16 protein-coding genes are annotated in these 10,650 nt (G+C 63.5%); 15 read left to right on the forward strand and 1 reads right to left on the reverse strand.

Annotation, left to right across the window (positions count from 1 at the left end; translation table 11 throughout):
* The first annotated feature begins 138 nt into the window (after window positions 1–138).
* From P7F68_RS19595 to P7F68_RS19665, 15 genes are all read left to right on the forward strand, one after another.
* Window positions 139–939: a DUF3560 domain-containing protein gene (locus P7F68_RS19595; protein ID WP_277835614.1), complete on the forward strand. Its 801-nt coding sequence runs from the start codon at window positions 139–141 to the stop codon at window positions 937–939.
* Between the two features lie 70 nt (window positions 940–1,009).
* A complete protein-coding gene (ssb, locus tag P7F68_RS19600; RefSeq protein WP_277835615.1) occupies window positions 1,010–1,423 on the forward strand; it encodes a single-stranded DNA-binding protein in 414 nt (137 codons plus the stop codon).
* Window positions 1,424–1,472: 49 nt separating this feature from the next.
* Window positions 1,473–1,691, forward strand: coding sequence for a hypothetical protein (locus P7F68_RS19605; RefSeq protein WP_154717459.1), 219 nt, complete (start codon window positions 1,473–1,475; stop codon window positions 1,689–1,691).
* 16 nt (window positions 1,692–1,707) lie between these two features.
* The gene (locus P7F68_RS19610) at window positions 1,708–2,025 is read left to right on the forward strand and encodes a DUF2761 domain-containing protein (RefSeq protein WP_277835617.1); all 318 of its coding nucleotides are present in this window, start codon (window positions 1,708–1,710) and stop codon (window positions 2,023–2,025) included.
* A gap of 85 nt (window positions 2,026–2,110) precedes the next feature.
* Window positions 2,111–2,875: a ParA family protein gene (locus P7F68_RS19615; RefSeq protein ID WP_277835618.1), complete on the forward strand. Its 765-nt coding sequence runs from the start codon at window positions 2,111–2,113 to the stop codon at window positions 2,873–2,875.
* Window positions 2,872–4,158, forward strand: a complete 1,287-nt coding sequence (locus tag P7F68_RS19620) for a ParB/RepB/Spo0J family partition protein (protein WP_277835620.1) — start codon at window positions 2,872–2,874, stop codon at window positions 4,156–4,158. Before P7F68_RS19615 ends, P7F68_RS19620 begins: the two co-directional genes overlap by 4 nt.
* A gap of 55 nt (window positions 4,159–4,213) precedes the next feature.
* On the forward strand, window positions 4,214–4,591 hold the full coding sequence (locus tag P7F68_RS19625; RefSeq protein ID WP_277835621.1) for a TrfB-related DNA-binding protein: 378 nt from the start codon (window positions 4,214–4,216) through the stop codon (window positions 4,589–4,591).
* A 4-nt stretch (window positions 4,592–4,595) separates the two neighbouring features.
* Window positions 4,596–4,853 carry a hypothetical protein gene (locus tag P7F68_RS19630; RefSeq protein ID WP_277835622.1) on the forward strand — a complete coding sequence of 86 codons (258 nt, stop codon included), beginning with the start codon at window positions 4,596–4,598 and terminating at the stop codon, window positions 4,851–4,853.
* Between the two features lie 69 nt (window positions 4,854–4,922).
* Window positions 4,923–5,780: a plasmid replication initiator TrfA gene (trfA, locus tag P7F68_RS19635; protein ID WP_277835624.1), complete on the forward strand. Its 858-nt coding sequence runs from the start codon at window positions 4,923–4,925 to the stop codon at window positions 5,778–5,780.
* Between the two features lie 1,330 nt (window positions 5,781–7,110).
* On the forward strand, window positions 7,111–7,395 hold the full coding sequence (locus P7F68_RS19640) for a hypothetical protein (RefSeq protein WP_277835626.1): 285 nt from the start codon (window positions 7,111–7,113) through the stop codon (window positions 7,393–7,395).
* A gap of 23 nt (window positions 7,396–7,418) precedes the next feature.
* A complete protein-coding gene (locus P7F68_RS19645; protein WP_277835627.1) occupies window positions 7,419–7,742 on the forward strand; it encodes a hypothetical protein in 324 nt (107 codons plus the stop codon).
* 12 nt (window positions 7,743–7,754) lie between these two features.
* Window positions 7,755–8,759, forward strand: coding sequence for a DNA-binding protein (locus P7F68_RS19650; protein ID WP_277835628.1), 1,005 nt, complete (start codon window positions 7,755–7,757; stop codon window positions 8,757–8,759).
* A complete protein-coding gene (locus tag P7F68_RS19655; RefSeq protein WP_277835629.1) occupies window positions 8,756–9,004 on the forward strand; it encodes a hypothetical protein in 249 nt (82 codons plus the stop codon). The genes P7F68_RS19650 and P7F68_RS19655 overlap by 4 nt, the downstream gene beginning before the upstream one ends.
* Before the next feature lie 3 nt (window positions 9,005–9,007).
* Window positions 9,008–9,283 carry a hypothetical protein gene (locus P7F68_RS19660; RefSeq protein WP_277835630.1) on the forward strand — a complete coding sequence of 92 codons (276 nt, stop codon included), beginning with the start codon at window positions 9,008–9,010 and terminating at the stop codon, window positions 9,281–9,283.
* A gap of 2 nt (window positions 9,284–9,285) precedes the next feature.
* Entirely contained in the window at window positions 9,286–9,507 is a 222-nt protein-coding gene (locus tag P7F68_RS19665; RefSeq protein WP_277835632.1) for a hypothetical protein, read from the forward strand.
* Window positions 9,508–10,048: 541 nt separating this feature from the next.
* On the opposite strand, the gene P7F68_RS19670 is transcribed toward P7F68_RS19665, so the two are convergent.
* Entirely contained in the window at window positions 10,049–10,585 is a 537-nt protein-coding gene (locus P7F68_RS19670) for a hypothetical protein (RefSeq protein ID WP_277835633.1), read from the reverse strand.
* Window positions 10,586–10,650: the final 65 nt, after the last annotated feature.

Here is a 10,650-nt window from a genome sequence, read left to right on the forward strand (position 1 = left end):
CGTTATAGCTATTTATTCGATACGATGACAAGCAAAAACGCTTGACAAAAGGCAGGCATAAATCTATACTTTAGTCATGGTGATCGAAACGAATCACCTGCAAATAACAGCCTCTAGTCAACGTAAGGAACCAAGACCATGAACAGCTACGAAGCCAAGCAAGCCGCCCGCAAGGCCCGTTTTGAAGAACGCGCCGCGAAGGCCAGCGCCGAGAGCGCAAGCACCTACGACCGCGCCCGCAGCATGGGCCGGTCCATCCCCTTCGGTCAGCCCATCTTGATCGGTCATCACAGCGAACAGCGCGACCGCAATTTCCGCAACCGCATCCATGACACCTACGGCAAAGCCTTTGCGCTGCAAGACAAGGCCAGCCACTACGCCAGCAAGGCGGCGAGTGTCGGCACGGGCGGCATTTCCAGTGACGACCCCGAGGCCATCGCCAAGCTGCGCGCCGAACTGGAAGGCGTCGAGCAATCGCAGGAGCGCATGAAGGCCGCGAACAAGGCCATCCGCGCCCATAAGACCCCGGAAGATCAGGCCGCCGCGCTGGTGGCCCTGGGCTTCACCGAGGCGCAGGCCGCCGAGGCGGTCAAGCCGGACTTCTGCGGCCGTGTCGGCTTCCCGGCCTATGCCCTGTCGAACAACAACGCCAACGGCCGCCGTATCAAGGCACGCATCGCCGAACTGGAAAAGCGCAGCCAGCGTGAAGACGTGGAGAAGGAAGGCAACGGCTACACCTACCGCGAAGACACGGAGGAAAACCGCGTCATGTTCGTGTTCCCCGGCAAGCCCGACGAAGCCACCCGCGCCGTGTTGAAGCGCAACGCCTTCAAGTGGTCGCCGAGCCGTGGCGCATGGGTTCGCCAGTTGAACAACGCCGGTTTGTGGGCCGCCAAGTGCGTGCGCGAGGCGCTGGACAAGGCCGAGCCGACCGCCTGACCTGATCGCAAAACCCTGGCCCCGTGGGAAACGGGGCACCCCTCAACGTAAGCAAAAGGAGCTTCAAACTATGGCCTCTCTCAACAAAACGACCCTCATCGGCAACCTGGGCACCGACCCGGAAATGCGCTACATGCCGGACGGCACACCTACCGCCACCGTCAGCCTGGCCACGACCGACACATGGAAGGACAAGGCCACCGGCGAGCGCAAGGAGAAGACGGAATGGCATCGCGTGGTGTTCTTCAAGGGCCTGGCCGAAGTCGTCGGCCAGTACCTCAAGAAAGGTTCGCAAATCTACGTCGAGGGCAAGCTGCGCACCCGCAAATGGACGGACAAGGACGGCATCGACCGCTACACCACGGAAATCGTGGGCCGCGAAATGCAGATGCTTGGCAAGAAGGATGGCAAGGACGTGCCGAATGCGCCCAAGGGCGACGTGCCGCCGCCCGCAGCCGACGAAGACGACGACATTCCGTTCTAGACCATCCACCGCCCCGGCCTGGCCGGGGCCAACCTCAACAGGAACAGCCATGCAATCCCCTACGCAGACCGTCGAAACCCGCACGCTGGCCGTGATCGCGGCCCGCCTTGGGGTTCCCCTTGGCACCGTTCGCATCGAGCGCGGCAACGTGTTCTATGAGACTGCCGAGGGCCTGCGCTGCGCGTGCAGCGTGGGCACGCCCTATTGGCACGGCGCGGCGGCCGAGGCCGTCACGCAACAGATCATCCAGCAGGCGAAAGCCCGATAACACAGGAGCGCGCATCATGGCCAAGTTCCATCAACCGAAGGCACCGGGCTACGTCTGCCCGAAAACCGGCCGGGTGGCCGTCCTGGCGGCCGACCTGGCCCGCAGTGACATGAACGGCGACGCATGGGCCTACTTCTACAACGAGGAAGCCGACCGCATGGGCTTGGAAGCCTGGCGGCTGGTCGAGGGCATCGACCCGCACACCCACGGCAACGAGTTCGACGTGTGCTTTGCGAGCGGCACGTTCAAGACCGTGGGGCCGCTGATGACCGTCTTTCTTGGTGCCGCCGATGCTGCGCGCCTGGCCGAAGAATTGACAAGCAAAAACGCTTGACAATAGACCGGGAAGCCCATAGAATAGAGGCCATAACAAAAGCACATTTCAAAAGTCAACGAAACGAACCCGAAAGGACATGAGCATGAAAATCTTGGCTGTAGCGAACCAGAAGGGAGGCGTCGGCAAAAGCACGCTTACCGTGCATTTGGCCTATGCCGCGCTGGAAGCTGGCTTGCGCGTGCTGGTGGTCGATATGGACAAGCAAGGCAGCTTGTCCCTGACCTTCCCGGCCAGCGCCGGGGCAGCGCCTGGCCTGCTGGCATCGAAGCTGTTTGATGCCGAGCCGAGCGAAGCCCGGCCGGAGGCCATCACCGACAAGCTGGCGATCATCCGCGCCGACAATGGCTTGCTGGCCATCGACAAGGCAGAGAACCAGGTCATCCGCCGCCCTGGCGTGGCGCTGCGCCGCTTCGCCGAGGACTTCGACCTTTGCCTGATCGACACGCCGCCGCTGCTTGGCGTGCGCCTGATGGCTTCGCTGGCCGCGTCCGATTTCGTCGTGACCCCGGTTTCCGTGGGCCTCTACGAACTCGCGGGCGTGGCCGACCTCATGCAGACCATTCATGTTGTCCGCACCCAGGGTTTCAATCCCCGCCTGCGGCATGTCGGCATCCTGCCCATGAAGACCAACAACCGCAGCACCGAAGAACGCCAGGCGCTGGCGGCCCTGCGCGAACGCTACGGCGCGGCCATCCTGCCGGAAGTCCTGCCCGAGCGTGCGCCGGTGCGCAAGGCCATTGCCAAGCGCCGCCCCGTGTGGGTGGCCACGAAAGGCGACGGCCACTTGAAGGCCGCCCAGGAATGGCGCGCGGCCTGCGAATCCGTCCTTGGGAGAATGGGCAAATGAGCGCCGCCAAGACCCCCAAGACCAAGACCAAAGACCAGAAGGGAACTGAAACCGTGAAGCCTGCTGAAAACGCTTTCGCCGGTGCCGCCGATGTGTTGGGCGCTGGCATTGACGCCCTGTTTGGACAGAGCGATGACCCCGAATTCATGGTGAATCTGGACGACATTGAAATTGTCGATCAGGTACGCGAGCAGATGGAGGATGACGAGCAAGACTTGATCGGCCTTGGCGAGAGCCTGGCCAAGTACCAGATTCAAGCCATCTTCCTGCGCATCATGCCCGCTGGCCACCCGAAGCCTTACCGGCTGGTGGCGGGCGAGCGCCGCTATCGCGCGGCCCGCGTCAAGGGCCTGGCGCAGCTTCGCGCCAAGGCCCGCGAACTGACGGACGAGGAAGCCGAAGACTTGCAGTTTGCCGAGAACATCCACCGCAAGAACCTGACGCAGATCGAGGAAGCCAAGAAGATCCAGCGCGACCTTGACCGCTTGGGCAGCGTGGAGGCCGTGCTTGAGAAGCACCAGAAAAGCCGTTCCTGGCTTTCCAAGGTGCTGTCGCTGCTGAACCTGCCCGAGCAGGCCAAGCGGCTGGTGGCCGAGAACGTCAGCGCCGATGTGGAAGTCATCAACACGGTGAAGACCATCGAGAAGGCCGACCCCGAGGCCGCCAAGGAACTGGTCGAAGACCTCAAGGCCACGCGCGGCAAGAGCAACGCCCGCGAGAAGGCCCAGGCCGCCAAGGAAAAGGTCAAGCCGAGCAAGAAGCCCAAGGCCGACAAGACGGCCGCAGGCGGGCCGGTGGCCACGCCGAAAGACCGCAGCCAGGAGGAACCCGGCCCCGTGTCGGTTTTCGCGGGCGAGAAATCCGACGACAGCGCCGACAACGACCTGACCGGGGCCGACCCGTTCGCAGCCGATGGCGGCGAGGCTTCGGCCGAGGACGGCGGCGCAGCCAACACCGAGAGCGCACCGCGCCCGGTGGCCTTCGCCCCGGCCGAGGCGCTGAACAAAGCCTACGTCAATATCTTCGAGTTCGGCAGCAGCCCGAAGACGGTCTTGGACGTGTTGAGCGCCGAGGAACGCGAAGCCGTCGATGCCTGGCTGCACTCGTTCTACGATGCAGGCGTGGCGGTCAAGGACGTGGGCCGGGCCGTCATCCAGGGCTTCCGCAACGGCCAATTTGCCAGTGATGGCGAAGGCGCGTTTGCCCTTGTCGCCTTCCTGCACGGGGCCGACAGCGGCGCGAAATACAACCTGCTGAACGTCTTCGGCAGCGTCAAGGAATGATGACAACCACCAGGCGGGGCAAGTGCCCCGCCCTTCTCGTTTTGGAGTACCACCGATGCGCTTAAAAAGGCGGATGACCGCAGCCGAATTCGAGGCCGTGCGGCCGCTGCTGAATATCTCGGATGACCGCATCGAGGCCGCGCGCCTGGCCCTCGTTGAGGGCCGGACGTTGCAGGCCGTGGGCGATCAATTCGGCTGGTCACGGCAGGCCGTGGGCGATGCCGTCAGTGTCGTTTGGAAGAAGCTGGAGGATTACCGCGAATCGCAGCGCGTGGCCGCGAACGCGGGCGCGCTGCTGCCCCCCGGTTGGGAGCAAGTCACGCTCATTGCGCCGAGCCATTTGATAGCGAAGTTCAGGGGCGAAATCGCCCAGGCTTCGCCGCAGCCCGAGAGCAAGAAGACGGCCGCGCCCAGGACGAAGCGCAAGGAGTAAGACCATGCCGCGCACGCCGAAACTATGGAGCAATGACGACCTGGCCTTTGCCTTCAATGCGGCTTGCGACTTCCTGCTGATGGAGGAATGGCCCGAAGATGACGGCGGCGCACAGGTGGCCGCCTACCGCGAGGCGGCCAAGCGCATCCGGCGTATGGCCGACCGCTTGCCGCTCGATGCGGACACAAAAAAGAAAGCCCGACGTGGTGAAACGCCGGGCCTCAAAGTCAACGTAAACGAAACCAAGAATGGCCCCGCTTAACAGGCGGAATTATAGGACAGAAGGAGATTTTCCGCCATGAAAAAAGCGTCAGACATTACCGATGGTGCATTGGCCAACGACAAGGGCACCGGGCAGATCGACAAGATGCAGCGGTCGGCCTATCTCAACAGCAAGGGCATCAAGCCAAGCGCGCAGTTTCAGCTTGACTTGATCTTTCCCGACACCATCGGCGACCGCGAAGACCTGCGGCACATCCCGAACGACTACGCCCGTTCGTCCATCTTCACGGCCCGCAACAAGCGCGAGCCTCGCCGCACGTTCATGCACGAAAAACTGTTCCACTACAACGAGCATGTTTCCATCCTCTACACCGGCATCGAGCTACGGGCCGAGGATGACGAAATCGTGTGGCTGCAAATTCTCAGCTATGGCAAGCGCGTGGCGCTTGGCGAGCCGTTCGAGTTCTCCATCAAAGACCTGGTGGCCGATGTTGGATGGCACAAAAACGGCCGCTACTACGACAAGGCCCGTGAGTGCATCAGCCGGTTGAAGGCCAACGAAGTGCTGGCCATCAACAAGAAGGCTTACGGCAAGAGCGGCGCGGTTTCGCTTATCCAGAACTACACCGCGATCAACGACGAGAACGGCAAGCCCACGCATTACCGCGTGTGGATTGACCCCAATCTGATCGTGCTGTTCGCGGGCAACACCTTCACCAGCCACTCATGGGAGACATACCGCGACCTGTCGCCGGTGGCCCGCCGCCTGGCCGACTACATCGAGAGCCACAAGCACCCCTTCCCGCTGGCGCTGGCCAAGTTCCGCGACATATGCGGCTCCAACGATGGCAGCGCGTCAAGCTGGCGGCAGACCGTCAAGAAGGCTTGCGCCGAGGTGCAGGCCGCGCAGATCGCCAAGATCGCCTTCTTGTCCGACGATGACAATATCCGCGTCGGCAACGACTAGGCCGAGGTCGGCCGAGCAGCATCACCAGGGGCGCGCAAGCGCCCTTTGGTGCTTTCTGGCCCTAGGTCATGTGTCACGGCCGAGCCGTGGGCACAGGCCCTTTGACCTGGCCAGGCCGCCGCGCTGCGCTCGATGCGCGACTTATCCACAGATCAAGCCCTTTGACGTGACAGATGACCTAGAGGCGGTGACAGATGACCTAGGGCAGATCGGCAAAACCAAGGCCATCTGTCACGGGTTTGGGCCGTTGTTGAGAATCCTTCTCGACGCCCGGCCGCGCTTGTGGATAACTTGCCGCGTCAAGATCGCCCATCTTGCCGATCAGGGCCGATTCCGTGACACATCACCTAGGTTTGGTGACAGATGACCTAGGTTTGGGCCTCTAGCGCGTGACAGATGGCCTAGAAAATCCAGACAGATGACCTAGGTTCTGGTGACAGATGACCTTTTATCCACTGGACAAAACAGCGCCTAAACCGTTGATTTTTCGGCGGTTTTCGTCCTACCTTTTGCGGCCCTAACCGTTTTTTTAACCCTTTATTTAACCAAAGAAGCCCGCCGCCTCTAGGGCTTCGCCCCGCCGGCTCCTACGGCCCGCAAGCGGGCCTTCGCCCAGGGCCGCAAGCGGCCCTTCCCGCCCGGCACCCCAGGGGCTTACGCCCCTCGCGCTGCGCGCTCACCCCAAATCGTGGCCCCTACGGGGCGAGGCTACGAAGGTCGAGCACCACCGCCCGAGCCAGAAACACCGCCTGTTGTGCGCAACCGCCCTAGTTCGCGGGGGCGTGCCGCCCCCCTGTCAGCCGCTTCGCGGCTCGAACTCGACCCCCCTGTGAGAGGGCAAGCCCTCTCCCCACCGCCTTCGGCGGCGGCTCCCCTCTCCCGCGCCTTCGGCGCAGCCATCAAGAAGGAGGGAAGGGCTTCAAATTCCCATCCGGCTTCGCCAACACGGCCAGAACTACCGTAGCGGCCCACCAAGGCGTTTTCAAGGCCAGGCAAGGGCGATGCCCCGGCTACGTCGAAAAATCGCGCTGTAGGCCGTTCTACGCGGTCGATTTTCCAGCCGTGCGCCTTCGGCCGGGCGCGAACGTGCGGCAGCGGCCGGACGTGGCCGCGTTTTGCGGCCTCTCGCCAGGGTCAAGCCGTGACTGATGACCTATTCACGCTGGCCACCGGCCGCGCCGCCGCCGACCTGGCGGCCTGGCCAGCGGGCGGCCGACCGGGCGCGGCCGTCGCATCGTCGCTACTGTCAAACAAAAACGCTTGACAAGGCCGGATTTTTTGATAAGATAGCGTAACGTAAAACGTAATTACTTTATGAAAGGACGCCGCCATGATTCGAGCCGAGAACGCAACCCCGTATCAGCAGTGCATCAAGCCGTGGGTTTTCGACCGCATCGAGGTCAGCGGCAGCGTCTTCACCGGCCCGGCACCGGGCACCTACCACCGGGCAGACTTCGACCGGCCGCGCGAACCCATCCGGTTCTCGCTGCTCGGGACGTGGCATTGCGAGTTCCAGGGCGGGCCGAACCTTCAAGCCCTGGCGAACTACTGCGGCGAGGTCATCGGCAAGGGCGGATTTTTCGGCCTGGCCAGTGCCCGGCGCGTCAATCCATAACGTAATTTCGCGGAGGCGAAAACATGAGCCAGCAGACAGCCCAGGGATACCGCGTAGCCTGCCCGCGCTGCGCGGGCACGGGCCGCGTAGATCGTCACGCCAACGTCAGAGGCGGGGTTTGCTTCGCCTGCGGCGGCGGCGGCTACCGTGTGCAGAAGACGGCACCGGCAGCCCCGGCCCGGCGCTTCGCCGTGTCGGCCTGCGCGCGGCGCACCGGCGAGCTTGTCAGCCCGGTTTTCTGGCTGCTGGCAAAGACAGAGCGCGCCGCGCTTACCAAGGCGCGGGCGCAGATCAGCAAAGGCACGGGATACGACCCGGCCACCGTGACAGTTCAACCATCCAACTGAAAGGGGTTCGACATGGGACGCATCGCAGCACATACGCAGGAACAGGTTTTCGAGGCCGCCGACAAGCTGGCGGCCGAAGGCAAGGAAGTGACCCAAACCACGCTGCGCGAGGTGTTGGGCCGGGGCAGCTTCTCGACCCTTGGAAAGCACATCGACGCCTGGCAGGAAGCCCGCAAAACCACGCCCGTGCCGGTCGTGATCGACATGCCCGAAAGCGTCAAGGCCGCTTTCGCGCAGTGCTGGCAGGCCGCAGCGGCCGAGGCGGGTAAAGAGATTGCCGCCATCCGCGAGAAAGCCGACGCCGAAATCAAGGGCACCAAGCGGCGCTTGGATGAGGCCCTGGCCGAAGTGGAGCGGCTGGAAGAAGACGCGAACACCGACGCGGCGGCCTTGGAGGCCGCCCAAAACGCCCTGGCGCAGACCGCCAAGGATGCGCAGCAGGCCGCCACCGATGCCACCGCCCGCGAGGCGGCCTTGTCGGCCACGGCCGAGCAGATGCAAAAGCAGATCGAGGCGCAGCAAGCCGAGCTTGCCCGGACGCACGCAGAGGCCGAGGCCGCCAACAAGCAGCACGCGGCCGAAGTCGCCCGCCTGACTGGCGACCATTCGCGCCAGATCGCCGAGCAGGCCGCCGCCTTGCAGGCCGCCCAGGCCGAGGCCGACCGCTTGCGCGGCCAGCTTGCCGAGTCGGCCGAGAAGCTGGAAGCGGCCACCGGCCGCGAGCGGGCCAAGATCGAAGAAGCGGCCACGGCCAAGGCCGACGCCGCGCGCCTGGCCGACCAACTCAAGGAACAGAAGGCGCGCAGTGTGGAAGTCATCGGCAAGCTGGAAAAGGGCAAGCAGGGCTTGGAGGCCGACTTGACCGCCACGCGCAAGGAAGCACGCACGGCCACCGCCGACCTGGCGCGCGCCCAGGGCGAGCTTGACGCCCTGCGCACTCAGGTGGCGAGCCTGAACGACACCATCCGCAGCCTGGCCGCGCCGGGCGAGAAGAAGGGCAAGGGAGGTGCATCGTGATTGACTTCCTCGAATGGGCCGGTTCCCTGTCCGGTCTTCTCGGTGCGTTCCTGCTGGCCACTCACACGCGGGTTTCCCGCTATGGCTGGCTGGCGTTCCTGGCCGCCAACCTGGCCATGATCGGCTTTGCCTTCGGCATTGGCCGCTATGGCCTGTTGGTGCAGCAGCTTGGTTTCATGGCCACCAGCCTGCTAGGCATTCACCGGGCTGGCTTCGCCCTGCCCTTTGCGCGTTCGCGGGGTTGAGCCATGCAGATTGTTCCCGGTTCGCGCTGTCAGATCGTGAAGGTTCGTTTCCGCCATGACCTTCACCGGCTTGGCCGGGTGATCGTCGTCACGAAGGTGAATTTGCCGGAGTTCGATTCGGTTTGGGCGCACGATGACAAGCCCATCACCTACCACACGAACCGCAACGGCCGCCGCGTGGTCGTTTCCGACCCGCGTTGCATCCAGTCCATTTACAGCTTGGACGAGATTCGCTTGCTGCCTCACGGCTCGCTGAATCCGTCCGGTTTCAGGGAGTAGCCATGACCGTAGATTGGTTTCTGATCGACGCGCCGCACGTTGCCGCCGCCGAGTTCCAGGCGTGGGAGGCCGCAAAGGCACACCATCGGGCCGTGTTCCTGCGGTGCATTGATGCCCAGGACAGCGCCGAGCGTGCCGCGCTCGATGCCGAGGGCCAGGCCGCCAAGATCGAGGCCGACCGCTTGGAGCAAATCGCCCGCGAGGCGTGGATGCGTCAAAAGTAGATCTTCCGGCCGGGGCATTTTTCGCTGCGCGAAAAACCGGGATGCCCGTTCCAGGCGCGGCTATTCGCCTTGGTCGCTGCGCGACTGGCCTTTGGCCACCTTCCAGGCCACCACTTGCCTGCGCTCTTTGGGGGATGCTTGGCAGCAACCCCCGGCCGCTAGGGCCATCCCCCGGAAACCGGCCCGGCTTGCAGCCCGGCCATGACAAACAGCCGCTCTTACCCACCGTGCCGCCGCGCGCTTCGCGCACGTCGCCCGTGGAAAAGCCGCCTCGTGCAATGCGCGGGCTTGCAGTCGGCTTTCCCACAGGTTCGCCCCGTGGATAAGAGCGGAAGGCATGTCAAGGGCGCGCAGCGGCCCCGACTGGCTGGCGCGGCCCGCAGCCCGCAGGGCGAGGACACGGGCCAGGCGGGGCGAACCCTTGACGTGACAGGAGCGGCAATAGCCTATTGGTGAGGGGGTAGGGACGAAGGGCGAAGCCCGCCACCCCTGCCCCCCGAGCCTCACGGCGGCGAGTGCGGGGCTTGGGGCAGCGCCCCAATCAGGCATGCAATATCAGGGTCATCGTCTTGATGCCCGGATAGTTGCTTTCGATGTATTCGACCAGACGGCCAATATCGCGGAACCGTCGCGGTTCCTTCTTCGTGCGCGTTGTGGCGAGGAACAGTTCTTCCTTGCGCCAGGTTAGTGAAATGAGAACGTAGAAGCTGGCCCCGTCCTTGACGATGCGCAGAGACTTCAGCGTCCCGCTTTTTGCGGCCAGGACGGCATCAGCTTCCGTTATCGAATGCTCTGGATTCCACATGGCGAAATCGGGGGGGGGGGGGTAACATATTGACGGACATTTTTCAAGAGATAAATTTGGCAAAATAGCACTTTTTTTACTACGAAAGTCGTATTTCGCGCAAGCAAAATGCACATCCCCCTGTCGCATGATGCGATCTATCGCCATCCCAATTGTAATTGAACTGTCAGTTTCGCGCCCGCGAAAATCGCAAACAAGGCGTAAATAACCTTGCAGGCCCGCCGAGGCGGGCATGTTTTCGCGTGCGCGAAAACGGGAAACCATAAAAGCCATCGCTCGCCGCTGGGCGTCGCCGGGGGATGCTTAACGGCCTTTGGCCTACATCCCCCGGCTATGCC

It is taken from the genome of Thauera mechernichensis (assembly GCF_029588855.1).
GTDB lineage: Bacteria > Pseudomonadota > Gammaproteobacteria > Burkholderiales > Rhodocyclaceae > Thauera > Thauera mechernichensis.

Coding starts and splice junctions, on each gene's coding strand:
- P7F68_RS19650 (WP_277835628.1), top strand. CDS start 7,755: ATGGGACGCATCGCAGCACATACGCAGGAACAGGTTTTCGAGGCCGCC.
- P7F68_RS19670 (WP_277835633.1), bottom strand. CDS start 10,585: ATGGCTTTTATGGTTTCCCGTTTTCGCGCACGCGAAAACATGCCCGCC.
- P7F68_RS19605 (WP_154717459.1), top strand. CDS start 1,473: ATGCAATCCCCTACGCAGACCGTCGAAACCCGCACGCTGGCCGTGATC.
- P7F68_RS19620 (WP_277835620.1), top strand. CDS start 2,872: ATGAGCGCCGCCAAGACCCCCAAGACCAAGACCAAAGACCAGAAGGGA.
- P7F68_RS19645 (WP_277835627.1), top strand. CDS start 7,419: ATGAGCCAGCAGACAGCCCAGGGATACCGCGTAGCCTGCCCGCGCTGC.
- P7F68_RS19625 (WP_277835621.1), top strand. CDS start 4,214: ATGCGCTTAAAAAGGCGGATGACCGCAGCCGAATTCGAGGCCGTGCGG.
- P7F68_RS19610 (WP_277835617.1), top strand. CDS start 1,708: ATGGCCAAGTTCCATCAACCGAAGGCACCGGGCTACGTCTGCCCGAAA.
- P7F68_RS19630 (WP_277835622.1), top strand. CDS start 4,596: ATGCCGCGCACGCCGAAACTATGGAGCAATGACGACCTGGCCTTTGCC.
- ssb (WP_277835615.1), top strand. CDS start 1,010: ATGGCCTCTCTCAACAAAACGACCCTCATCGGCAACCTGGGCACCGAC.
- P7F68_RS19665 (WP_277835632.1), top strand. CDS start 9,286: ATGACCGTAGATTGGTTTCTGATCGACGCGCCGCACGTTGCCGCCGCC.
- P7F68_RS19660 (WP_277835630.1), top strand. CDS start 9,008: ATGCAGATTGTTCCCGGTTCGCGCTGTCAGATCGTGAAGGTTCGTTTC.
- P7F68_RS19615 (WP_277835618.1), top strand. CDS start 2,111: ATGAAAATCTTGGCTGTAGCGAACCAGAAGGGAGGCGTCGGCAAAAGC.
- P7F68_RS19595 (WP_277835614.1), top strand. CDS start 139: ATGAACAGCTACGAAGCCAAGCAAGCCGCCCGCAAGGCCCGTTTTGAA.
- P7F68_RS19640 (WP_277835626.1), top strand. CDS start 7,111: ATGATTCGAGCCGAGAACGCAACCCCGTATCAGCAGTGCATCAAGCCG.